This is a genomic window from Kitasatospora sp. NBC_01250 (assembly GCF_036226465.1).
Taxonomy (GTDB): domain Bacteria; phylum Actinomycetota; class Actinomycetes; order Streptomycetales; family Streptomycetaceae; genus Kitasatospora.
The window spans coordinates 4,865,791-4,886,708 of sequence record NZ_CP108476.1 but is presented as its reverse complement, the minus strand read 5'-3'; the positions used below and the strand labels follow the sequence as shown (position 1 = coordinate 4,886,708).

The following is a 20,918-nucleotide window of genomic DNA, read 5'->3' as shown; positions in this document are numbered from 1 at the left end:
CGTGCCCGGCGATCACGTCAGACAGCGACAAAAGGGGCATAAGGCAGGGCATTCTCAGATCGCCCTCAATGCAATCCCCAGGAACTTCCCAGCCATCTCGGGCGGCGCGTTCACGCCGCCCCGGCCGCGCGCCCACCGCGGCCCACTGCGTTCCGCAGCGACCCGATGACAGGACGCTAGCAGACCTCGAACGCCCGTGGCCCGGGCGGCGAGTTGACGGTCTGCCATGATGACGGGCAGCCCCCGTCGGCGAACAGGAGCCCGCCTTGTCATCCCTCGTCCGCAGCATCACCTTCGACTGCGCCGACCCCGCGGCCGTGGCCGCCTTCTGGCAGCAGGTGACCGGCCGGCCGGTGGTCAACGACGGCACCGAGAGCGAGCCGGAGTACCTGCTGGCGCCGCTCGACGGGACGGACGCGGGCAACCTGCTCTTCCTGCCCGTCCCCGAAGGCAAGACCGTGAAGAACCGGATCCACCTGGACCTGCAGCCCACGGACCGCAGCCGCGACGAGGAGGTCGCCCGCCTGCTCGCCCTCGGCGCCACCCTGCTCGACGACCGCCGCAACCCCGACGGCACCGGCTGGGCCGTGCTGGCCGACCCCGAGGGCAACGAGCTGTGCGTCCTGCGCAGCGCGGCCGAGCGGGCGGCCACCGGGCACTGAGCACCCGCGACGAAGGAGGGCCGCGATGTCCTGGCAGCTCGCACTGACCCTCGACCGCGACTGCGGGCGCCCGCTGGCCGCCCAGGTGCGCGACGGGATCCGGCAGGCGATCAGTGACGGCACGCTGCGCCCGGGAACCCGGCTGCCGTCCAGCCGCAGCCTCTGCGCCGACCTCGGCGTCTCGCGCAGCGTCCTGGTGGAGGCCTACGCGCAGCTGACCGCCGAGGGCTACCTGACCACCCGCCAGGGCTCCGGCAGCCGGGTCGCCGCACCGCCCCGGCAACTGCGGGCCGAGACCCGCTCCGCGCTCACCGCTCCCGGCCCGCCACCGGCGGCCGATCCGGCCCTGTGCGACCTGCGCACCGGCACCGGCGCGGTGCGCTCCTTCCCGCACCGGGACTGGCTGCGCTGCGCCGCCGCGGTGATCCGGCAGGCGGACGCGAGCGGGCTCGGCTACGGGCCGACAGCGGGCCACCCGCTGCTGCGCCAGGTCCTGGCGGGCCACCTGGGCCGGGTGCGCGGGGTGCGGGTGGCGGCGACGGACGTGATGGTGACCAGCGGTTTCGCCCAGGGGCTCGCGCTGCTCTGCCAGGTGCTGAAGGCGCGCGGCCTGGACCGCGTCGCGGTGGAGGACCCGAGCCACCCCGGCCAGCGCGACTTCATCCGCAGCTCGGGACTGGCCGTGCTGGGCATCCCGGTGGACGGCGAGGGCCTGCGGGTGGACGCGCTGGCGCGCAGCGGCGCCCGGGCGGTGCTGGTCACGCCCGGCAACCAGTTCCCCACCGCCGTCCCGCTGAGCGACCGGCGCCGGGCCGAGCTCGTCGACTGGGCCGCACGGGCCGGCGGCCTGGTGATCGAGGACGACTTCGACGGCGCCTTCCAACCCGCCGGACGGCGCCGCCCGGCGCTCCAGTCGCTGGACCCGGACCGGGTGGTCCACGCGGGCACCACCAGCAAGACGCTGGCCCCGGCGCTGCGGCTGGGCTGGCTGGCCGGGCCGCCGCAGCTGATGGGCGAGCTGGAGGGCGTCCGGGTGGGCTGGGACCTGGGCTGCTCGGGGCTGGAACAGCTGACCCTGGCCCGGTTCCTGGACACCGGCGGCCTGGACCGGCACCTGCGCCGGCTCGGCACGGAACTGGCCGAGCGGCGGACGCTGGTGCGCGAGGCGTTCGCGGGGCTCGGCGGGCTCACCGGCGCCGGGGCGGGCGAAGGCGGGCTGCAGGCCTACCTGCGGCTGCCGGCGGGCGTGGACGAGCAGGCGCTGGTGCGCGAGGCGGCCCGGCGCCGGGTGCTGGTGCGCGGCGGGCGGCACTCGGCGCGCAGGAGGCGGCGCTGCGGGTGGACCCGGCACCGGCCGCCCCCGCGCTGGTGGTCAGCTACGCCACCCCCGGCCGGTCCGCGCTGGCCGACGGCCTCGCGGTGCTGGCGGAGCTGCTGCGGGGCTGACCGGCGCGCCGGCCGGCCCCGCAGCCCGGGGGCTCGGCGGGGCCTCAGCCCGCGAGCAGCTCCTTGCGGAACGCCTCCGCCGCCGCGAGGAACAGGTCGTTGCCCGCCACCTCGCCGATCGTCACCCGCACGCCCTCGCCCGGGAACGGCCGCACGATCACGCCGGCCGCCGCGCAGGTCGCGGCGAAGTCCAGGGTCTGCTCGCCCAGGCGCAGCCAGACGAAGTTGGCCTGCGAGTCCACCACCGGCCAGCCCTGGGCGGTCAGCGCCGCCAGCACCCGGGTGCGCTCGCCGACCAGCGCCTCGACCCGCACCATCAGCGCGTCCTCGGCGCGCAGCGAGGCGACCGCCGCGTCCTGGGCGAGCTGGCTGACACCGAACGGCAGGGCGGTCTTGCGCAGCGCGGTGGCCACGTCCTCGTGCGCGATGGCGAAGCCGACCCGCAGGCCGGCCAGGCCGTACGCCTTGGAGAAGGTGCGCAGCACCGCGACGTTGGGCCGCTCCCGGTAGAGCTCGACGCCGTCCGGGATCCGCTCGTCGCGGATGAACTCGCGGTAGGCCTCGTCGATCACGACCAGGATGTCGCTCGGCACGGCGTCCAGGAACCGCTCCAGCTCGGCGGTGTGGATCGCGGCGCCGGTCGGGTTGTTCGGGTTGCAGACGAAGATCAGCCGGGTCCGCGGGGTGATCGCGGCGAGCATCGCGTCGAGGTCGTGCTCCTCGGTGGCGGTCAGCGGGACCGGCACCGGGGTGGCCCCGGCCACCTGGACGATGATCGGGTAGGCCTCGAAGGAGCGCCAGGCGAAGATCACCTCGTCGCCGGGGCCGGCCGTGGCCGAGACCAGCGACTGGGCCACGCCCACCGAGCCGGGGCCGGTGGAAATGTGCTCGGCGGGCACGTCGAAGCGCTGCGCCAGCTCGCCGGTCAGCTCGGTGACGGCCATGTCGGGGTAGCGGTTGAACGAGCCGGCGGCGGCCAGCGCGGCCTCCAGCACGCCGGGCAGCGGCTCGTAGGGGTTCTCGTTGGAGGACAGCTTGAACGCGTCGGCGCCGGCGGGCTTGCCGGGCTTGTAGGTGGGGATACCGTCGAGGCTCGGCCGAAGCCGCGGGCCCTGCGCTGCCGTACCGCTCACGGTGGTGCTCTCCTTCGTCACTGTCCGGGACTGCCTGGTGGGGCACGCCCGTCGCCGCCCGCGCGCCCCCGGCGCTCGGTTGCGCGCCGGTCGCGTGCGCGGACTCCTGTCCCCGGTCGGGTGCCCAGAACGATACCGAGCGCGCTCACCCGTGCGGGTGAGTTGTCCGGCCAGGTCACCACTGCGGATCAGCCATTGTGCCTCGTTCCTATGGCACATGTCAGAGGTAATCGGCCGAAATCAGACCACTGATCCAAGGAGTGAGACGAGCGGCGGACATGGAGAAACGTATCTTCTGACCGCTCCGGCGAGCCGATCCGCCGTGGTTCAGCGACGAGCTGACGCACCATACGATCGGTCCGCCATGACAGCAGCAGCCAATCAGAGCGGTCGGCGACCCCCTACCTCACGACGTCTGGAACGGGCCGGCATCCGGGATGTGGCAGCAGCCGCCGGAGTGTCGATCACCACCGTCTCGGACGCCCTGAACGGGAAGGGCCGTCTGCCCGACGAAACCCGCAGCCGGGTGCGCGAGGTCGCCGAGCGCCTCGGCTACCGGCCGTCCGCCGCCGCCCGCACGCTGCGCACCGGCCGGTCCGGCCTGATCGGCCTGACCGTCACCACCTACGGCGAGGAACCCTTCACCTTCACCGAGTTCGCCTACTTCGCCGAGATGGCCAGGGCCGCCACCAGCGCCGCCCTCGGCCGCGGCTACGCGCTGGTGGTGCTGCCCGCCTCCTCCCGGCACGACGTGTGGAGCAACGTGGCGCTGGACGGCACCGTGGTGATCGACCCCGCCGACCAGGATCCGCTGGTCAGCGAGCTCTACCGGTCCGGCGTCCCGGTGGTGAGCGACGGCAAGCCGGGCAACTGCCCGGTCACCGCCTGGGTGGACAACGACCACGAGGCCGCCGTGCTGGGCATCCTGGACCACCTCAGCGAGGCGGGCGCGCGCCGGATCGGCCTGCTCACCGGCACCAGCACCGACACCTACACCCGGCTCTCCACCGACGCCTACCTCGGCTGGTGCGACCGGGTCGGCCAGGAGCCGGTCTACGAGACCTACCCCGCGCACGACCCGGCCGCCGGGGCGGTGGCCGCCGACCGGCTGCTGGCCCGCCCCGACCGCCCGGACGCCGTCTACGGGCTCTTCGACCCCAACGGCACCGACCTGCTGGCCGCCGCCCGCCGCTACGGCCTGCGGGTGCCCGAGGACCTGCTGCTGGTCTGCTGCAGCGAGAGCGACGTCTACGCGGGCACCGAGCCGCCGATCACCACCCTGTCGCTCAAGCCGCGCCGGATCGGCACCACCGTCGTCAACCTGCTGATCGACGCGATCGAGGGGGTCGACTCGGGCACCGGCGTCGACATCGCCCGGCTCTTCCCGCCCCGCTACCGCACCGCCGGCACCGGACCGCCGCCGGGCACCCTGATGCCCACCGAGTTGATCGTGCGGGCCTCCTCGCAACGGCGCAGTCCCCGAACGACCGTCAGCCCGCCGCGCGCGCCCGGCGAGGTCTGAACCCGGTCGGCCGGCACCCCGATGGCGGCGACGGCAGCCGCCTGCGCGAGGATTGGATACCGACCGGGTGAGGACGACGGGAGAGGGCTCTTCCTATGATGGGCGGATGACACCCGAGGACCGCTTCCCCGGGCCTGAGCTGCCCCAGTCAGGCCCCCGCCCGCAGCAGGACCTCGACGTGCTGCCGTACGGCTCGTACTTCGAGCCCAACCCCCCCGCGGAGTACCAGGATTCGCCCGGTGAACCGAGCCCGGGCGGGCCGGACGCCACGTACAGCGGGTACGGCGGTGCGCGCTACCTGGAGCAGCACTGGCCGGTGTCGGGCCACGGCGAGGGACCGGGCGGCGGGCAGGGACCGGCCTACGCCGCCTTCATGGCCGCCGAGCGGGGTGGCGAGGCGGCGCACGCCCCCGCCCAGGACGACCCGCCGACCATCGAGCTGGGGCCGCCGATCACCGAGGAGAACCCGTACGCGACGCCGTACCAGCCCCCGGCCGCCGACCCGGGCCCGATCGGCCCGCTCTACGTGGTCGGCGACGTGCACGGGTACCTGGACGAGCTGCTCGCGGCGCTGCACCAGCAGGGCCTGGTGGACGCGGACGGCCACTGGTCGGCCGGGCGCTCGCGGGTCTGGTTCCTCGGCGACTTCACCGACCGCGGCCCCGACGGCATCGGCGTGATCGACCTGGTCATGCAGCTGGCCGCCGAGGCGGCCGCGGCCGGCGGCTACTGCCGGGCCCTGATGGGCAATCACGAACTGCTCTTCCTGGGCGCCCACCGCTACGGCGACGAGCCGGTGCAGTCCACCGCCGGCACCGCCTCGTTCCGCGCCGCCTGGCTGCTCAACGGCGGCCAGCAGCACGACCTGGAGCGGCTGCAGGGCCACCACATCAGCTGGCTCTCCCGGCTGCCGGCGATCGCGCTGGAGGACGGCCACCTGCTGCTGCACTCGGACACCACCGCGTACCTGGAGTTCGGCAACTCGATCGACGAGGTGAACGACGCCGTCCACGACCTGCTCGCGGACGAGGGCGCGGACGAGTGGTGGGACGCCTTCCGCCGGTTCACCAAGCGGTTCGCCTTCCGCGGCCCGGGCGGCCCGCTGGCGGCCGGCGAGCTGCTGGGCACCTACGGCGGCCACCGGGTGGTGCACGGGCACAGCCCGATCCCGTACCTGACCGGCGAGGCGAACTCGGACAGCGGCGAGCGGCCGTACGTGCCCGGGCCCTACATCTACGCGGACGAGCTGGCCGTGGCGATGGACGGCGGGGTGACCATGGAGGGCCGGCTGCTGGTGGCCCGGCTGCCGGTGGACTGACCTCCCGTCAGTTCCGCTTGTCCAGCTTCCCGATCCACTCGGAGCTGCGCCGGTCGGCCGTGGCCAGCGCCGTGTTCGCCAGCGCGAGCAGGGCGAAGGCCAGGCCCCACGGCCGGCCGGCCACCACTGCCAGGGCCGCCGCCCCGCAGGCGAAGACCAGCGCCTTGACCGCCAGCACGCCCGGCAGCGGCAGCTTCACCGCGGCCCTGGGGGCGGCGTAGCGGCCCCACAGGACGGCCGCCAGCAGCGGGGCGCCGATGGCCAGCAGCAGGTGCACGGCGAGGTTCGGCCCCGTCCGGGCGCCCCACCAGGCGAGCGAGCCGAGGGCGAGCAGCTCGATCAGGAACGCCAGGGTCTCGTTGGCGGCACGCGCGGGAGTCGGCAGCTGCATGCGCGTACCCTAGGGCCCTTCGCACGGATCCGGCCAGGCGCGCGACGCCGCCGGTCAGAGCTCGTGGGCGAAGTGGAAGGCCACGATCGACATCCGCCGCCCGTGGTAGAAGCGGTGCGCGCCGTGGTTGGCCACCCCCGAGTCCAGCTCCAGGCGCACGCAGCCGGCCTGTTTGGCCCGCTCCGCCAGCTGGGCCAGCAGGTGCGACCCGACCCCGCCGGAGCGCACGTCCGGGTCGGTGACCAGGTCGTCCACGAAGAGCAGCCGCCCCCGGCTGGTGGCCAGCACCCGGTGCGCCGCCACCGCCAGGCAGCGCCCGCGCTGGTCGTAGGCGGCCGTGAAGACCAGGCCCTGGGCGTGCGCCTCCGCGGCGTAGGCGGCGAACTCCCCGCGCCCGAGGCCGGGGCGCAGCAGCCGGATCAGCGGCGCGACGTCCCGCTCCAGCTCCACCTGACCGGGCGCCACATCACAGACGATCAACTCCATGGCACACCAGCCTACGCACGGGCGCGCCGGCGGCAGCCATCGAGCACGTCCTGGCGCAGCAGCAGCCCGAAGCCGGCCGCCTCCAGCCGCAGCCCGAGCGCCGCTTCGCCGATGCCGAGCGCCTTCGCCGCCGTCGGCAGGTGTCAGTCGTGAGCCGCCGGCAGGCCCAGCAGGTGGCCGCGCCGGGTCGCACCACAGGCCCGCGGCCGGGCCGTCGGCCTCGACCGTGACAGAGCGCCCGGACGACGGTCCGCCGGTTTTCTTCCGGTGGTGGGATGCCTCTTTGGTGACACGGATATCGCTACGAATGGGGCATGTGGGGTGGGGGCATTCTGACTACCGTGTGCTCCGGTCGAGCTACCCACCGCTGCTCCCCGAGAGGAATTGCCATGCGCGCCATCGTCCAGCACCGCTTCGGCGGCCCCGAGGTCCTCGAACTCGCCGAGGTGCCGAAGCCCACGCCGCTGCCCACCGAGATCGTGGTCGAGGTCAAGGCGGCCGGGGTCAACCCGGTGGAGACCATCATCCGCTCCGGCGGCTTCGCGCTGCTCGGCCAGCCGCCGTTCACGCTGGGCTGGGACGTCTCCGGCGTAGTCACCGAGGTGGTCCCCGGCGTGAACCGGTTCAAGGTCGGCGACGAGGTCTACGGCATGCCGTTCTTCCCGCGTGCCGCCAACGCCTACGCGGAGTACGTCGCCGCCCCCTCACGGCACTTCGCGCTCAAGCCGCCGAGCCTGAGCCACGTGGAGGCCGCCGCCGTCCCGCTGGCCGGCCTGACCGCCTGGCAGGGCCTGGTGGACGTGGCCGACGTGCAGCCCGGCGACCGGGTGCTGATCCACGGGATCGCCGGCGGCGTCGGCCTGTTCGCGCTGCAGATCGCCAAGGCCCGTGGCGCGTACGTGATCGGCACCGCGAGCGCGCCCAAGCACGCGCTGCTGCGCGAGTTCGGCGCCGACGAGCTGATCGACTACCGCACCGAGGACTTCGCCGAGCGGGTCAAGGACGTCGACCTGGTCTACGAGACCATCGGCGGCGACTACCCCTACCGCTCGCTGCGCACCCTGCGCCCCGGCGGCCTGCTCTTCTCCGCCGTCGGCCGCGGCGACCGCGCCCTCGAAGCGGCGGCCGAGCAGGACGGCAAGCGCTTCACCGGCATCTCCGTCGAGCCGGACCCGGTGGGCCTGGAGGCGCTCGCCGACCTGGTCGAGCGCGGCCTGCTGCGCAGCCACGTGGAGCACGCGCTGCCACTGGAACAGGCCTGGCGCGCGCACGAGTTGGTCGCGACGGGGCACACCACCGGGAAGATCGTCCTGGTGCCCTGAGCGCCGTGCCGCGTTGAGCACCGCCCCCTTGGCGGGAACGACGAAGGGCCTGCCCCACCGGGATGGTGGGCCAGGCCCTTCGGTGCCGGTGATGCTCAGTCGGCGACCGCCGTCCGCCGCCCGATCACCGCCTCCACCAGGCTGATCACCAGCGCCACGCCCGCCAGGCCCGCGCCCACCGCGCAGACGCCGTCCCAGCCCCAGAGCGCGTAGGCCGTGCCGGAGGCGGCCGAACCCGCCGCGCCGCCGAGGAAGTAGATGGTCATGTAGGCGGTGGTCAGCCGGGAGCGGACCTCGGGACGCAGCCGGTAGATGATCGCCAGGTTCATCACCTGCATGCCCTGCACGCCGAAGTCGAGCAGCACCACGCCCGCGACGAGCGCCCAGAGCCAGCCGCCGCCGTGCAGCGCCATCAGGCCCCAGCTGATCAGCACCAGGGCCAGCAGGCCCGCCGTGGCGGGCCGGTCGAGCCGGCGGTCGGCGGCGCGTCCGGTGATCCGGGCGGCGATCGCGCCCACCGCGCCCACCAGGCCGAACAGGCCGATCAGCGCGGTGCCGTAGTGGTACGGGGCACCGGCCAGCAGGAACGCGATCGAGGTCCACAGGGCGTTGAAGCCGGCCAGCGAGACGAAGCCGAAGGCGCTGCGCAGCCGCAGGGTGGGCTCCTCGACGAGCAGCTTCGGCACCGAGGCGAGCAGCTTGGGGTAGCTGATCTGCGCCTCGCCGCGGGCGATCGGCAGCACCCGCCGGAGCAGCACGGCCAGACCGAGCACCAGCACCGCCGAGACCAGGTAGACCGAGCGCCAGCCGGCCGCGCTGGAGAGCAGACCGCCCGCGGTACGGGCGAGCAGGATGCCGATCAGCACGCCGCTCATCACCTTGCCGGTCACCCGACCCCGGTCCTCGGGGGCCGACAGCGTCGCGGCGAAGGCGACCATCAGCGGGGAGACCACCGAGGCGGTGGCCACCACCAGGGCGGCGCCGATCAGCACCGCCAGCGAGGGGGCGCCCGCGGCGACCAGCTGGAAGAGGGCGACGATCGACAGCAGGGTGACGGCCAGGCGCCGGCGGTCCATCAGATCGCCGAGCGGGACGAGGGTGGCCATGCCGAGGGTGAAGCCGACCGTGCCGGCCGTGACCACCAGGGAGACGGCGGCGCTGCCGACGTGGAAGGTCGAGCCGATCGCGGTCAGCAGCGGCTGGGCGTAGTAGATGTTGGCGGCCGAGAAGCCGGCTGTCACCGCGCAGATGGTGGCGAGCCGCGAGGATATTCCGCCGCCGGCCGCCGGGACCGCCGCAGCGGGCCGCACTGTTTCCTGAGTGATGGTCATGCCGTGAAATTAGCCCCGCGCCCCTCTTTCCGGCATCGCTCCACGGGGGCAGCAGGGGTGGCACCTCGGAGGCAGCGCCATACCCCCATGGAGGTATCCGGGCGCTCCCTTGGGCCGATTGTTCGCGGCTTCCTGGAATTCCGTGCCTACCGTGGACGCATTCCACTCCGCACGGCCCGTAAAAGGGCCCGTTCGCCATGAGGAGAGCCATGACCACGGCAGCCCCCGAAACCGCCCCTCAGGAGCAGATCGCCGACGCCGCCGCCGAGGTGTTCGCCCGCCTCGCCGCACCGGGGGTCGCGGCGCCCTGGGAGTCGCTGGCCGACTTCGCCCCCGCGCTCGGTGCGCACATCCAGCACGGGCTCGGCACCCTGATGAGCCGCCCGGCGCTGGACCTGCGCACCCGGGAACTGACCACGATCAGCATGCTGGCCGCGCTTGGCAACGCCGAGCCGCAGCTGGCCTTCCACACGGCCGGCGCGATCCGGGCCGGCGCCACCGTCGCCGAGGTGCTGGAGGCGCTGATGCAGGTCGCCCTCTACGCCGGTGTCCCGCGCACCCTCAACGCGCTCGCGGTGGCCCGCAGGGCGCTGGTCGAGGCCGGCGCGCTGCCCGGCTGAGAACGGGGCCGCGGCCCCGAGGCCGAGAGGCAGTTCGATACTCCTTTCGGACTCGGCGGCCGACCCCCAAGGGGAATTCCAGACCCCGGGCGAACGGCCTAATGTTGGAAACACGAAAGCGAGAGAGCGAAACGGCAGGAAGCAAAGACAAGAAGCAGGACGACAAGCAGGACAAGAAAGCGCAAGAAAAAAGCACCACAGCAAAAGGAAAATCCTCCACGGAACCACCCAACGGGAAAGCGAACTGACACCATGACCGATCTGATGTCCCCCCTCCAGCTCAGCTCTTCGATCGACGATCTGCTCGGCCCGTCCGAGAGCCGGTTCTTCGGCAGCGGCTACCGGCGCGTCGGACAGCGGATCAGCCGGCTGTCCTGGGACGAGGAGCACCAGATGCTGAACGCCGTGGCCGGCGTGCTCTACCCGGTCGACTGGTCGGTGAAGCAGCAGGCCGCCAAGCTGGCCCCGCACCTGAGCACCATCGACGCGCTGCTCTTCGCCGCCCAGCTGGCCGAGGCCGCGCTCACCGCCCGCCACGGGCTGACCGCCGGGCAGCGCCGCGCCGCCTGGCTGCGCAAGGTCGAGATCCGGGCCGGCGCCGCCCCGCAGGAGCAGGGCCTGACCTCCTTCCCGGTCAGCGCCGAGCTCAAGGAGAGCCCGGTGGCGCCGCAGGACGCGGCGGCCCTGGTCTCGCTGGTGATCTGCCGGATCGGCCAGATGACGGTGCGCTGCACGGTGGAGCACGCCGCCGGCACCGGCGCGGGCGCCGCGGTGGACGACGACATGCTCGGCCCGGTCGGACAGCGGCCCTACGGCACCGGCTACCGCGCCTACCGCCAGTCGATGACCGACCTGCGGGTGGACGCCCACGGCCTGGTCCCCACCGTCGCCGGACAGGTGGCCGTCCGGCCGGCCCTGGGCGAGGCGATCGGCTCCGACGGCCTGGAGGGCGCCTACCAGCCGGGGATGACCCTGGTGGACGCCTTCGTGATCGCCCTGCAGTTCGGGCAGGTGCTGCTCTACGAGCTGGACTCGGTGGCCCGCGCCGACTCCAACACCCTGTGGATGCGCCGGACGGTGCTGGAGAGCAGCCGCCCCGACCGTCCGGCCGCCGTGGCCGCGCCGGTGACCGCGATCCTCGACAACGCCAAGATCGTGCAGGCCCAGGGCGCCGACTGGCGCAACGCCGACATCGTCGCCGAGACCGGCGGGGTGCGGGTGCTCTGCTCGGTGACCCACAAGCTGCCCGAGCACCGGACGAACCCGGCCGCCGCGACCCAGGACCCGGCGCTGCTCCGGGCCGCCGCGTGACACCGGCCCCCCGCACGGACCAGGAAGACCGCTACTTCGCCGAGGCGACCGCCGCCGACCTCTTCCAACTGATCGTCACGCACGGCGCCCGGCTCGCTCCACCCCAGACGCAGAAGAACCGCAGCTCGGCCCGCACGTACCCGTACCGAACGTCCGCCGGCAGCCGCCGGCCCACTCTGGAAGGCACGTCATGAAGCTCGGCATCTCCGGCACCTACTCCTCCGGCAAGACCCTCACCTCGATCGCCCTGTCCCACTACACCGGCGTCCCGCGCACCATGGCCCGCACCATGCGCGAGATCCTGCCCGAGGCCGCTCCCGGCAAGACGCTGGAGGAGTGCACCGCGGCCGAGCTGCTGCAGATGATCGTGGTGCGGCACACCGAGCGGGTGGCCCACGAGCGCGCGCTGAGCCTGGGCAGCTTCATCTCCGACGGCTCCTCGCTGCAGGAGTGGATCTACGGCGCGATCCGGGTCCAGGTCGGCATCAACCCCAACGCCTCGATCCACCTGGGCGAGCAGGACGTCGACAAGACCGCGGAGCTGAAGTTCTTCGAGGAGGTCATGGAGCGGCTGGGGGTCTCCCTCAAGCTCCACGTCCAGCAGTCCTTCGACGCCTTCGTCCACCTCAAGAACGAGCTGCCGCTGGCCAAGGACGGCCACCGCCCGGTGAACGAGCGGTTCCGCACGCTGGCCGACGAGACCCTGCTGCGCACCCTGGACGAGCTGGGCATGCCGGTCCACATCATCGGCGGCGACATCGAGGAGCGGCTGGAGACGATCGCCGACCGGTTCGGCTTCACCCCGGTGATGACGCCCCGTCAGGCCATCGACAAGGCCCGCTCCGAGTACAAGGGCATCGACATCCGCGACGAGAAGGAGCGGGCGCTGGCCGCCGCCTGAGCACCGAGGGCGAGCGCGCGATCACTGCTCCGGCGCCTGATCACTGAGTGCCGATCCGAACCTGACCACAAGTGCCCCGCCCATGCCCCGGCCGGTGTCCGCCTGTTGGCGCCGGGTACCGACCGGGGGCCCGGGGCGCTCCCAGACGAAAGGCCCGACCTGATGTCCATACCCAAGAGTTCGGCAGGTATCCGATGAGCCGTGCAGCCGTTCTGGCCGGTCTGGGCGCCGTGGTTCCGCCCAGGGAGATCACCAATCAGATGCTCTCCGAGCGACTGGACACCACCGATGCCTGGATCAGAACCCGCACCGGGATCCTGAAACGCCACGCCGTCGAGCCGGGCGGCGCCACCAGCGACCTGGCGGTCGCGGCCGGTGAGAAGGCCCTCAAGTCCGCGGGCCTGGCCACCGTCGACCTGGTGGTGCTGGCCACCGCCACCCCGGACCACCCGCTGCCGGGCACCGCCCCGGCGGTGGCCGCCCGGCTCGGCCTCGGCCACATCCCGGCCTTCGACGTCGCCGCGGTCTGCGCCGGCTTCGTCTACGCCCTGTCGGTCGGCGCCGGCGCGATCGCCGCCCGGACCGCCGAGACGGTCCTGGTGATCGGCGCGGAGGCGTTCACCTCGATCCTCAACCCGCAGGACCGGGGCACCGCGATCCTGTTCGGCGACGGCGCCGGCGCGGTGGTGCTGCGGGCCGACGAGGACGACGAGCCGGGCGCGCTGGCCGGCTTCGACCTCGGCAGCGACGGCAGCCTCGCCGAGCTGATCTCGATCCCGGGCGGCGGCTCCCGCCAGCGCTCCGGCGGCCTGCCGCCGGACCAGGACGACTCCTGGTTCACCATGCAGGGCCGCGAGGTCTTCACCCAGGCCGTGACCCACATGTCCAGGTCCACCAAGGCCGTGCTGGAGAAGGTCGGCTGGCCGGTCGCGACGGTGGACCGGATCGTCGGCCACCAGGCCAACGTCCGCATCCTGCACTCGGTCTCCGAGCTGCTCGGGATCGACAAGGAGCGGGCCGTGGTCCACCTGGACCAGGTCGGCAACACCTCGGCCGCCTCCATCCCGCTGGCCCTGGCCGCCGCCGCCGAGCGCGGCGAGCTGCTGGCCGGGCACCGGGTGGCGCTGACCGCCTTCGGCGGCGGACTGGCCTGGGGCTCCGCGGCGCTGGTCTGGCCGGAGCTCGCCACCGGCTGACGCCGGCCCCGCAGACATCGCTCAACTCCCCTGCACCACACCACACATACCTCAAGGAGAACCCGCATCATGTCCACCACCCAGATCGTCGAGAAGGTCATCGAGCTGCTCCAGGTCAAGTACGGCTACGGCACGGACGAGGTGACCGCGACCACCGACTTCGAGGAGCTCGGGTTCGACTCCCTGGTCTTCGTGGAGCTCGCGGTGGCACTGGAGAGCGACTACGGCGTCCCGCTGAGCGAGGCCGAGGTCGCCGAGACCACCACCGTGCAGGAGCTGGCCGAGCTGATCGAGGCCAAGACGGCCGGCCACCCGGTGACCGTCTGATCCCCGACTCCGCTGCCGCGGGCGGGCGGTCCCCCACTCCGCCCGCCGCCCCACCCACGGCGCCCACCCGCCCCGCGCCCTCCCACCGAGCGACGAAGGAGACCGTGATGTCCGAACTCCCCACCAGCGCCGCGTTCTTCGACGTCGACGGGACGCTCACCCGGCGCACCACGCTGTTCGGCTTCCTGCGCCACGACATGGCCTCGCGCGGCCTGCCCCATCAGGCCTACCTCGCCCAGCGCGAACGGCTGCACGCCATGACCCTGGCCGGCGCCCCGCGGCGGGCCACCAACCGCGCCTACTTCCGGCTGCTGGCCGGCCGTTCGGCCGGCGAGCTGGCCGAGGCGGGCCGCCGCTGGTACGCCGAGGAGCGGGCGGCGGACGGTGCGGGCTTCTTCCGCCCCGAGGCGCTGGCCGCCCTCGCCGCGCACCGGGCGGCGGGCCGGCTGGTGGTGCTGGTCTCCGGCTCCTTCGCGCCCTGCCTGGATCCGCTGGCCGCGGAGCTGGGCGCCGACGCGGTGCTCTGCACCGCCCCGCGGATCGTCCGGGGCCGCTACACCGGCGAGGTCGAGCACCCGATGCTGGACGCCCGCAAGGCGCTGGCCGCCGCCGGCTTCGCCGCCCGCCGCGGCCTCGACCTCACCGACTGCCACGCCTACGGCGACCACCACTCCGACCTGCCGCTGCTGCGCCTGGTCGGCCACCCGGTGGTGGTGGGCGAGGACGAGGTCCTGCACCGCACGGCCGCCGAGCACGGCTGGCCGCTGCTGCGCCCCACGCGCGACACCCCCACAGCCCTGAGCACGACCGCTTTGCCGAGCGCGACAACTACCCATGGAATTGGAGAGGCACAGTGAACCGGAACACGCCCGACCCGTCCGCCCCCGCCGTGCTGGTGATCGGCGCCGGCCCGGTGGGCATGGTGATCACCAGTGAACTCCTGCAGCAGGGCGTGGACGTCCGCCTGATCGACCGTCAAGCGGTGCTGGACGAGAGCGACCCGCACTCGAAGGGCATCCTGCTGTGGCCGCGCAGCCTGGAGCTGCTGCGCCGGATCGGGGTCAGCGAGCAGCTGGTGGCGGCCGGCCACCGCAGCGACGCCGTCGGCTACTTCTCCGACGGCCGCCACCTGGGCAGCGCCCACCTGGACCGGCACCCCGACTCCCCGTACAACTTCGTCCTGACCCTGCCGCAGCGCGAGACCGAGCGGATCCTGCGGGCCAGGCTGGCGGAGCTGGGCGGCGTGATCGAGCGCGGCGTCAGCATGGAGGACATCAGGGACGTGGAGACCGCTCCGGTGGTCACCCTGCGCCACCAGGACGGCCGGCTGGAGACCGTCCGACCGTCCTACGTGGTCGGCGCCGACGGCCCCGGCAGCACCACCCGCAACCTGCTCGGCATCAGCTTCGAGGGCGAGCCGATCGACGTCAGCTACGCGATCGGCGACGCCCCGATCCACGGCGACGCCCCCAAGGACACCGCCTACTACTACTCCCCGGACGGCGTGGTGGCGCTGGTCCCGCTGGCCGGCGGCCACTACCGGATCGCGGCCAACATCCCGCACCGCACCGAGGGCGAGGGCAACCCGCCCCGGGAGCTGCTGGAGGAGGTGATCCGGCGCCGCGCGAAGATCGACATCACGGTCGGCGAGCCGCTGTGGACCCGCTCCTTCCGGCCCCGGCTCGGCATGGCGGCCGGCTTCCGGCGCGGCCGGGCCTTCCTGGCGGGCGACTCCGGGCACGCGATCAGCCCGGCCGGCGGCCAGGGCATGAACGTCGGCTTCCAGGACGCGGCCAACCTGGCCTGGAAGCTGGCCGGTGTGGTCACCGGGCGGCTGGACGCATCGGTCCTGGACAGCTACGAGCCCGAACGCCTGAGCAGCGCCCAGCGGATGTCCGCCACCTCCGCCGCCCAGGCCAGGTTCGCGATGCAGAAGAGCCCGGCGCGCCGGCTGCGCCGGGACGCGGTCTTCGTCGCGGGCCGGCTGGCCGGCGTGCTCCAGCGGGTGCTGGTGCCGCTGCTCAGCCAGACCGACACCAACTACGGCGACCTGGACAACCGCCCGCTGGTGCTGCGCCGCCAGGGCCTGGCCAAGCCGGGGGAGCGGCTGCCGCTCTTCGCCGGCCCCGCGCTGGCCGACGGCACGCCCGCGCTCGACGCCTACCGGCACACCGTGCTGCTCTGGCCGGGCCGCACCGCCACCAGCGCCGACTGGGCCGCCCAGGTGGGCGACGCCCGGGAGCGGTTCGCCGGCACGGCCGAGGTGCTCGACCTCGGCGGGCTGACCGGCCGCGCCGCCCGCAAGCTGCGCCGGCACCTGGGCCGCAACCCCGTCCTGGCGCTGGTCCGCCCGGACGGCCACCTGCTCGCCACCGCCGCCGTGGAGCGACCCGAGCCGCTGCAGCTGCGCCTGGAGAACCTCGCCCCGGCCCGCACCGCCCCGGCCGTCCAGCCGGTCTCGGCCTGAACCGCCCACCTCTCGAAGCTTTCTGACGTTCCATCAATGACAAGTCCCAGAAAGGGATCCCCATGACCACCGAACAGAGTGTCCGCACCACCGCCGAGACGCTGAACGAGTTCTTCACCCGCTTCGGCGGCGGCGACCGCAAGGGCGTGCTGGAGCTGTTCACCGAGACCACCGACTGGAACGTCCCCGGCTCCCCGGTGGTGCCGTGGACCGGCCGGCGCAGCACCCGCGAGGAGATCGACACCTTCATCGGCCACGCCTACGAGCTGGTCAGCACCGAGGCGTTCGCGGTCGAGCAGGTCGTCGTGGACGGCGAGCACGCGATCGCGCTCGGCAGCTTCACCCACCTGGTGAAGGCCACCGGCAAGCGCTTCGTCTCGGACTTCGCGCTGCACGTCCGGGTCGTGGACGGCACGCTGCGGCTCTACCACATGTTCGAGGACAGCGCGGCCGCCGCCGAGGCGTTCACCGCCTGATCCGACCGCACCACAGCCCAGGTCCGCGGCGGCGGGACGGCGAACCCCGTCCCGCCGCCGCTGCCACGTCGGGCCGGCACGGCGGTCTCCGGCTTCGGGCACATCAGCGCCGTGGTCGCCTACATGGTCACCGGCACCTCCGGGCTGCCGCACGGCGAGCAGGGCCTGGCCACCGGCCTGACCACGCTCACCCAGCTGGTCGGCCTGACCCTGGGCATCCCGGTGCTCAGCACCATCGTCACCGCCCGGGTGAACGCCCTGCAGGCCACCCACAGCGCGGCGGACTCGGTGCTGGCGGGCGTGCGGGTGGCGCTGCTGGCCAACGGCGGAGTGCTGGTGGTGGGGGCGGTGGCCCTCGCGCTCTTCTTCGCCCGCGGCACCAGCCGCCGGGCCGCCGCCGCGGCCTGAACCCGCCGCCTCCCCGGGTGGACCGCCGCTACGCCTTTGGAGGCAGCGGCGGTCCACCTAGGGGGAACCGATCTTCCGTCGGCGACCACCGCGACCTACCGTGGTGTCACCGACCCCGAAGGACCCGGTCGCCCCCAACTCCCTTGAAAGGCCCAGCTGATGCGCACTGTCGCGGTAACGGAACCCGGTGGCCCGAGCGCCGCCCGGCTGCTGGAGACCGAGCGGCCCGAGGTCGGCGCCGGCCGGCTGCGGATCAAGGTCGCCGCGGCGGCCGTCCACCCGGCCGACCTGCTCGCCCGCTCCGGCGCGCTGGCCGAGCTGCTGCCGAAGCGGCCCCACCACCGGCTCGGCTGGGACCTGGCCGGCACCGTCGAGGCGGTCGGCGCCGAGGTCACCGGCTGGTCGCGCTGGTCGACCAGGGCGAGCTGACGCTCCGGGCACCCCGCACCCTGCCGGTCGGCGAGGTCGCCGCCGCCCACGAACTGCTCGCCGCCGGCGGCCGGCGCGGCGGCGTCGTGCTCACCTTCTGAAACCCCCGCCCCCGCCCGGATCCCCCCACTTCCCGCTTCCCTGCGCCACCCCCAGGAGGCACTGCGATGAGCCATTCCCCCACCCGCGTGGCCGTCCTGGCCGGCGCCGGCAACGACATCGGCCTTGCCGTCGCCCGTGAACTCGCCCGGCACGGCCACCGGATCGCCCTGGTCGACCGCAAGGAGGCGCTCTGCTACCGCGCCCTGGAGGCCGTCTCCGCGGTCGGCGGCGAGGCCCGGGTCTTCGCCGGCGACGTCCGGTTGGTCCACGAGGCCGAGGCGGTGATGACCCGGATCGCCGAGGAGCTGGGCGAGCCCGCCGTCCTGATCAACAACACCTCGCAGCCGGCCGACTTCGCCCCGAGCGCGCTGCCGGCCGGCGAGGAGGACTGGGACGACACGCTGCGCTCGGGCCTGCGGGCCCCCTACCTGCTCAGCGCGGCGATCCGGCGCTACCTGGTCGGCGAGGGCTGGGGGCGGATCATCACCATCGGCCGGCCCCGGCAGGACGGCGAGCGCGGCGACATCGCCGCCAGTGCCGCCGCCGACGGCGTGCGCGGACTGACCCGGGCGCTGGCGCTGGACCTGGGCCCGCACGGGGTGACGGTCAACGCCGTGCTGCCCGGCCTGATCGCCACCGAGTCGGCCCGCACCGCCGCCGGCTGCCTCGGGGTCGGCTTCGAGGACGCCCGCAAGGAGACGCTGGAGCGGATCGCCCTCGGCCGCCCCGGCTCGCCGCAGGACGTGGCGGGCGCCGTGCGGTTCTTCGCCTCCGAGGAGGCCGACTTCGTCTCCGGCCAGGTGCTGCACGTGGCCGGCGGCCCGGTCGGCTGACCGGGCCGGGCCCGCCCCTGCTGGTCAGCGGCGTCCGTAACCCGCGCCGCCACCACGGTGGTTGACCGGTTCGATGAGGTCGCGCTCAACCGCCTTGTTGACCGCGTCGATCCGCGAGACCGCGTCCAACTTGCCGAAGATGTTGCGCAGATGGCGCTTGACCGTGCCCTCGGTGATGCCGAGCCGGCCGGCGATCTGCCGGTTGCTCAGCGCCTGCGCGGCCCAGCCGAGCACCTCCACCTCGCGGCTGGAGAGCCCTCCTTGCTCCCCGGGCTCGCCGCCCGCCGGGCGGCGCAGGCTCTCCGGCGAGACCGAGACCGTGACGGTGCGCCGCCCACTGTCCTCGCGCTGGCGGATGGTGGAGACCAGCGTCTCGCGGCTGACGCTCTTGTGCAGGTAGCCGCGCACCCCGAGCGAGAGCAACTCCTGGACCAGGCGCTGCCCGTCGTCCATGCTCAGCACGATGATGCGGGTCTCCGGATCCCGGTCCAGGATCCGGCGCACCGTCACCGGCGGGTCGTTCTCCGGCATCTCGATGTCCAGCAGCACCACGTCCGGGCGGTGCTGCCCGGCCATCCGGATCGCCTCGGTGCCGGTGCCGGCCTGCGCGACCACCTCGAAGCCCGGCTCGGTCTCCAGCAGGTCGCAGAGCGCGCCGCGCAGCAGTGTGTGGTCGTCGGCGACCAGGATCCGCACCGCCCCGGTCTCGGCCGGCACGGGCTGGACCTCGACCGGTTCGCCGGTCATTCGCCCGCCTGCCCCTCGATCGGTATCCAGATCCGCACCTGGGTGCCCTTGCCGGGCGTGGAGGCGATGTCCACCGTCCCGTGCAGCAGTTGGACCCGCTCGCGCATCCCGTCCAGGCCGTTGGAGGTGCCCTTGCCGCGCACCGTGCCCGGGTCGAAGCCGCGGCCGTCGTCCAGCACCTCGGCCTGCACCTCGTGCGGGGCGATGTCGACGTGCACCACGATGTTGCCGGCCTCCGCGTGCCGCAGCGCGTTGCGCAGGCACTCGCGGACGATGATGAACAGCTCCTCGGAGATCTGCCCCGGCACCCAGTCGTCCGAGCCCTTGACCCAGATCTGCACCTTGCCGGCGGCCTCCGCCATCGAGGCGGCGAAGCCCTTGAGCGCCGTCTCCAGCGAGCCGGAGACGTTGGAGCGGCGCAGCTCGGTGACCAGTTGGCGGGTGGTGTCCATGGCCTCCAGGACCGCCGCCTTGGCCGCCTTGACGTGCGGCGAGATGTCGTCGCCCGCGCGCAGCTCGTGCAGCTCCAGCTGGCGCATCGCCAGGCTCAGCGAGTTGCCGAGCTGGTCGTGGATCTCCCGGGCGAGCTTGCGCCGGCCCAGCTCGTGCAGCTCGCGCACCCGGCCGAGCAGGAAGGTGTCGTAGCCCACCGACCCGATCTCCAGGCGCCGGCTGACGCCCTCCTGCAACGAGCGCAGCGCGGCGGTGTAGTTCTCGTCGCGGGCGTGCGAGTGCGTCACCGCGGTCTCCAGCTCCTCGGCCCAGCGGGCCGGCGCGCCGCAGTCCACGCAGACCTCCGCGGGGTCGCGCGGGCGGCGCACGGCAGCCACCGCGTCCGCCTCGCCGGCCTCGGCGACCGCGGTGGCGAGGGCGGCCAGCACGATGTCCAGCAGCAGCATCCCGGCCCTTATCGAGTGGGTCAGGTGCAGCCCCTGGCGCAGCCGCTCACCGCCCAGGTTGACCACCTCGGCGATCTCGGTCCCGGTGACGGTGGCCCGGCCCTCGGCCAGGCTCACCGCACAGTCCATCAGGATCCGCCGGGCCTGGACGACGCACTGCTCCCAGGCCTCGGGATCGGCGACCAGCGGGCTGTTGATCTCCTGCAGGCCCGCCAGGTAGCGGGCCAGCACCTCCGGCTCCTGGCGGAGCAACCGCTGGGCCGGACCGTCCTCGTGCCCCAACCGGGCGCGGTGGGCCGGCGCGGGCAGTACCGCCAGCACCTCCGGCACCGGTCTTACAGGCGTCGAGCCCTTGTCTTCGACGTTCACTTGGCCGCCTTTCCCCCGAGGCCCCTGGAGTTCACTGCGTCAGTTCATCTCGTCGTCGGATCCGCTGCGGAGTTCATACCGCTTGGTGGGCTGCTCCTTCGCGGCCCAGCCGCTCGGGTTCAGCCTATTCGGGCACCCGGTCAATGCCAGCGATCCCGACCACTGATCGGTCACCTCGGGACCCAGCCCGCCGTACTGTGGCAAGTCGCCGGACCCGCTGTC

21 protein-coding genes and 1 pseudogene are annotated in these 20,918 nt (G+C 73.6%); 16 read left to right on the top strand and 6 right to left on the bottom strand.

Going from position 1 to position 20,918, the window contains the following annotated elements; all coding sequences use genetic code 11:
• Positions 1-266 precede the first annotated feature (266 nt).
• Both OG500_RS20425 and pdxR read left to right on the top strand, forming a co-directional pair.
• Positions 267-662, top strand: coding sequence for a VOC family protein (locus tag OG500_RS20425; RefSeq protein WP_327068098.1), 396 nt, complete (start codon positions 267-269; stop codon positions 660-662).
• 25 nt (positions 663-687) lie between these two features.
• Positions 688-1,923, top strand: a pseudogene (pdxR, locus tag OG500_RS38210) (MocR-like pyridoxine biosynthesis transcription factor PdxR); the annotation flags it as partial.
• 229 nt (positions 1,924-2,152) lie between these two features.
• On the opposite strand, the gene hisC reads toward pdxR, so the two are convergent.
• Positions 2,153-3,241 (bottom strand): histidinol-phosphate transaminase, encoded by a 1,089-nt coding sequence (gene hisC / locus OG500_RS20415; RefSeq protein WP_327068096.1) that lies wholly within the window; start codon positions 3,239-3,241, stop codon positions 2,153-2,155.
• Between the two features lie 364 nt (positions 3,242-3,605).
• Here hisC and OG500_RS20410 point away from each other — a divergent pair, with 364 nt between their 5' ends.
• Entirely contained in the window at positions 3,606-4,763 is a 1,158-nt protein-coding gene (locus tag OG500_RS20410; RefSeq protein WP_327068095.1) for a LacI family DNA-binding transcriptional regulator, read from the top strand.
• Between the two features lie 106 nt (positions 4,764-4,869).
• A complete protein-coding gene (locus OG500_RS20405; RefSeq protein ID WP_327068094.1) occupies positions 4,870-6,081 on the top strand; it encodes a metallophosphoesterase in 1,212 nt (403 codons plus the stop codon).
• A 7-nt stretch (positions 6,082-6,088) separates the two neighbouring features.
• Here the strand turns inward: OG500_RS20405 and OG500_RS20400 are convergent, their stop codons facing one another.
• Positions 6,089-6,472, bottom strand: coding sequence for a YrdB family protein (locus OG500_RS20400; protein WP_329582247.1), 384 nt, complete (start codon positions 6,470-6,472; stop codon positions 6,089-6,091).
• 54 nt (positions 6,473-6,526) lie between these two features.
• The gene (locus OG500_RS20395) at positions 6,527-6,958 is read right to left on the bottom strand and encodes a GNAT family N-acetyltransferase (protein WP_327068092.1); all 432 of its coding nucleotides are present in this window, start codon (positions 6,956-6,958) and stop codon (positions 6,527-6,529) included.
• 389 nt (positions 6,959-7,347) lie between these two features.
• On the opposite strand from OG500_RS20395, the gene OG500_RS20390 reads away from it, so the two are divergent.
• The gene (locus OG500_RS20390) at positions 7,348-8,280 is read left to right on the top strand and encodes an NADP-dependent oxidoreductase (protein ID WP_327068090.1); all 933 of its coding nucleotides are present in this window, start codon (positions 7,348-7,350) and stop codon (positions 8,278-8,280) included.
• 95 nt (positions 8,281-8,375) lie between these two features.
• Here OG500_RS20390 and OG500_RS20385 read toward each other — a convergent pair whose 3' ends face one another.
• Positions 8,376-9,611, bottom strand: coding sequence for an MFS transporter (locus tag OG500_RS20385; RefSeq protein WP_329582244.1), 1,236 nt, complete (start codon positions 9,609-9,611; stop codon positions 8,376-8,378).
• A 209-nt stretch (positions 9,612-9,820) separates the two neighbouring features.
• On the opposite strand from OG500_RS20385, the gene OG500_RS20380 reads away from it, so the two are divergent.
• The 11 genes from OG500_RS20380 (at position 9,821) to OG500_RS20330 (ending at position 18,681) form a co-directional block, all read left to right on the top strand.
• On the top strand, positions 9,821-10,231 hold the full coding sequence (locus tag OG500_RS20380) for a carboxymuconolactone decarboxylase family protein (protein WP_327068088.1): 411 nt from the start codon (positions 9,821-9,823) through the stop codon (positions 10,229-10,231).
• 252 nt (positions 10,232-10,483) lie between these two features.
• The gene (locus OG500_RS20375; RefSeq protein WP_329582242.1) at positions 10,484-11,542 is read left to right on the top strand and encodes an AvrD family protein; all 1,059 of its coding nucleotides are present in this window, start codon (positions 10,484-10,486) and stop codon (positions 11,540-11,542) included.
• A 190-nt stretch (positions 11,543-11,732) separates the two neighbouring features.
• The gene (locus tag OG500_RS20370; RefSeq protein ID WP_327068086.1) at positions 11,733-12,443 is read left to right on the top strand and encodes an AAA family ATPase; all 711 of its coding nucleotides are present in this window, start codon (positions 11,733-11,735) and stop codon (positions 12,441-12,443) included.
• 194 nt (positions 12,444-12,637) lie between these two features.
• Positions 12,638-13,639 carry a beta-ketoacyl-ACP synthase III gene (locus OG500_RS20365; protein WP_329582238.1) on the top strand — a complete coding sequence of 334 codons (1,002 nt, stop codon included), beginning with the start codon at positions 12,638-12,640 and terminating at the stop codon, positions 13,637-13,639.
• 69 nt (positions 13,640-13,708) lie between these two features.
• The gene (locus OG500_RS20360) at positions 13,709-13,966 is read left to right on the top strand and encodes an acyl carrier protein (protein ID WP_327068084.1); all 258 of its coding nucleotides are present in this window, start codon (positions 13,709-13,711) and stop codon (positions 13,964-13,966) included.
• Between the two features lie 107 nt (positions 13,967-14,073).
• Complete coding sequence (locus OG500_RS20355; protein ID WP_329582235.1) at positions 14,074-14,823, top strand: HAD family hydrolase; 750 nt, start codon at positions 14,074-14,076, stop codon at positions 14,821-14,823.
• Positions 14,820-16,433, top strand: a complete 1,614-nt coding sequence (locus OG500_RS20350) for an FAD-dependent monooxygenase (RefSeq protein WP_329582232.1) — start codon at positions 14,820-14,822, stop codon at positions 16,431-16,433. The genes OG500_RS20355 and OG500_RS20350 overlap by 4 nt, the downstream gene beginning before the upstream one ends.
• A 62-nt stretch (positions 16,434-16,495) precedes the next feature.
• A complete protein-coding gene (locus tag OG500_RS20345) occupies positions 16,496-16,909 on the top strand; it encodes a nuclear transport factor 2 family protein (RefSeq protein WP_327068081.1) in 414 nt (137 codons plus the stop codon).
• A gap of 111 nt (positions 16,910-17,020) precedes the next feature.
• Positions 17,021-17,317, top strand: coding sequence for a hypothetical protein (locus OG500_RS20340; protein ID WP_329582227.1), 297 nt, complete (start codon positions 17,021-17,023; stop codon positions 17,315-17,317).
• 159 nt (positions 17,318-17,476) lie between these two features.
• On the top strand, positions 17,477-17,746 hold the full coding sequence (locus OG500_RS20335) for an alcohol dehydrogenase catalytic domain-containing protein (RefSeq protein ID WP_329582224.1): 270 nt from the start codon (positions 17,477-17,479) through the stop codon (positions 17,744-17,746).
• A 167-nt stretch (positions 17,747-17,913) separates the two neighbouring features.
• Positions 17,914-18,681, top strand: a complete 768-nt coding sequence (locus OG500_RS20330; protein ID WP_327068078.1) for an SDR family NAD(P)-dependent oxidoreductase — start codon at positions 17,914-17,916, stop codon at positions 18,679-18,681.
• A 24-nt stretch (positions 18,682-18,705) separates the two neighbouring features.
• Here OG500_RS20330 and OG500_RS20325 read toward each other — a convergent pair whose 3' ends face one another.
• Together OG500_RS20325 and OG500_RS20320 are read right to left on the bottom strand one after the other, a co-directional pair.
• Complete coding sequence (locus OG500_RS20325) at positions 18,706-19,428, bottom strand: response regulator transcription factor (RefSeq protein WP_329582220.1); 723 nt, start codon at positions 19,426-19,428, stop codon at positions 18,706-18,708.
• A complete protein-coding gene (locus tag OG500_RS20320; protein ID WP_329582218.1) occupies positions 19,425-20,696 on the bottom strand; it encodes a sensor histidine kinase in 1,272 nt (423 codons plus the stop codon). Before OG500_RS20320 ends, OG500_RS20325 begins: the two co-directional genes overlap by 4 nt.
• Positions 20,697-20,918 lie beyond the last annotated feature (222 nt).

Coding starts and splice junctions, on each gene's coding strand:
- OG500_RS20395 (WP_327068092.1), bottom strand. CDS start 6,958: ATGGAGTTGATCGTCTGTGATGTGGCGCCCGGTCAGGTGGAGCTGGAG.
- OG500_RS20400 (WP_329582247.1), bottom strand. CDS start 6,472: ATGCAGCTGCCGACTCCCGCGCGTGCCGCCAACGAGACCCTGGCGTTC.
- OG500_RS20335 (WP_329582224.1), top strand. CDS start 17,477: ATGCGCACTGTCGCGGTAACGGAACCCGGTGGCCCGAGCGCCGCCCGG.
- OG500_RS20385 (WP_329582244.1), bottom strand. CDS start 9,611: ATGACCATCACTCAGGAAACAGTGCGGCCCGCTGCGGCGGTCCCGGCG.
- OG500_RS20345 (WP_327068081.1), top strand. CDS start 16,496: ATGACCACCGAACAGAGTGTCCGCACCACCGCCGAGACGCTGAACGAG.
- OG500_RS20360 (WP_327068084.1), top strand. CDS start 13,709: ATGTCCACCACCCAGATCGTCGAGAAGGTCATCGAGCTGCTCCAGGTC.
- OG500_RS20410 (WP_327068095.1), top strand. CDS start 3,606: ATGACAGCAGCAGCCAATCAGAGCGGTCGGCGACCCCCTACCTCACGA.
- OG500_RS20380 (WP_327068088.1), top strand. CDS start 9,821: ATGACCACGGCAGCCCCCGAAACCGCCCCTCAGGAGCAGATCGCCGAC.
- OG500_RS20375 (WP_329582242.1), top strand. CDS start 10,484: ATGACCGATCTGATGTCCCCCCTCCAGCTCAGCTCTTCGATCGACGAT.
- OG500_RS20325 (WP_329582220.1), bottom strand. CDS start 19,428: ATGACCGGCGAACCGGTCGAGGTCCAGCCCGTGCCGGCCGAGACCGGG.
- OG500_RS20365 (WP_329582238.1), top strand. CDS start 12,638: ATGAGCCGTGCAGCCGTTCTGGCCGGTCTGGGCGCCGTGGTTCCGCCC.
- OG500_RS20330 (WP_327068078.1), top strand. CDS start 17,914: ATGAGCCATTCCCCCACCCGCGTGGCCGTCCTGGCCGGCGCCGGCAAC.
- OG500_RS20390 (WP_327068090.1), top strand. CDS start 7,348: ATGCGCGCCATCGTCCAGCACCGCTTCGGCGGCCCCGAGGTCCTCGAA.
- OG500_RS20405 (WP_327068094.1), top strand. CDS start 4,870: ATGACACCCGAGGACCGCTTCCCCGGGCCTGAGCTGCCCCAGTCAGGC.
- OG500_RS20370 (WP_327068086.1), top strand. CDS start 11,733: ATGAAGCTCGGCATCTCCGGCACCTACTCCTCCGGCAAGACCCTCACC.
- OG500_RS20355 (WP_329582235.1), top strand. CDS start 14,074: ATGTCCGAACTCCCCACCAGCGCCGCGTTCTTCGACGTCGACGGGACG.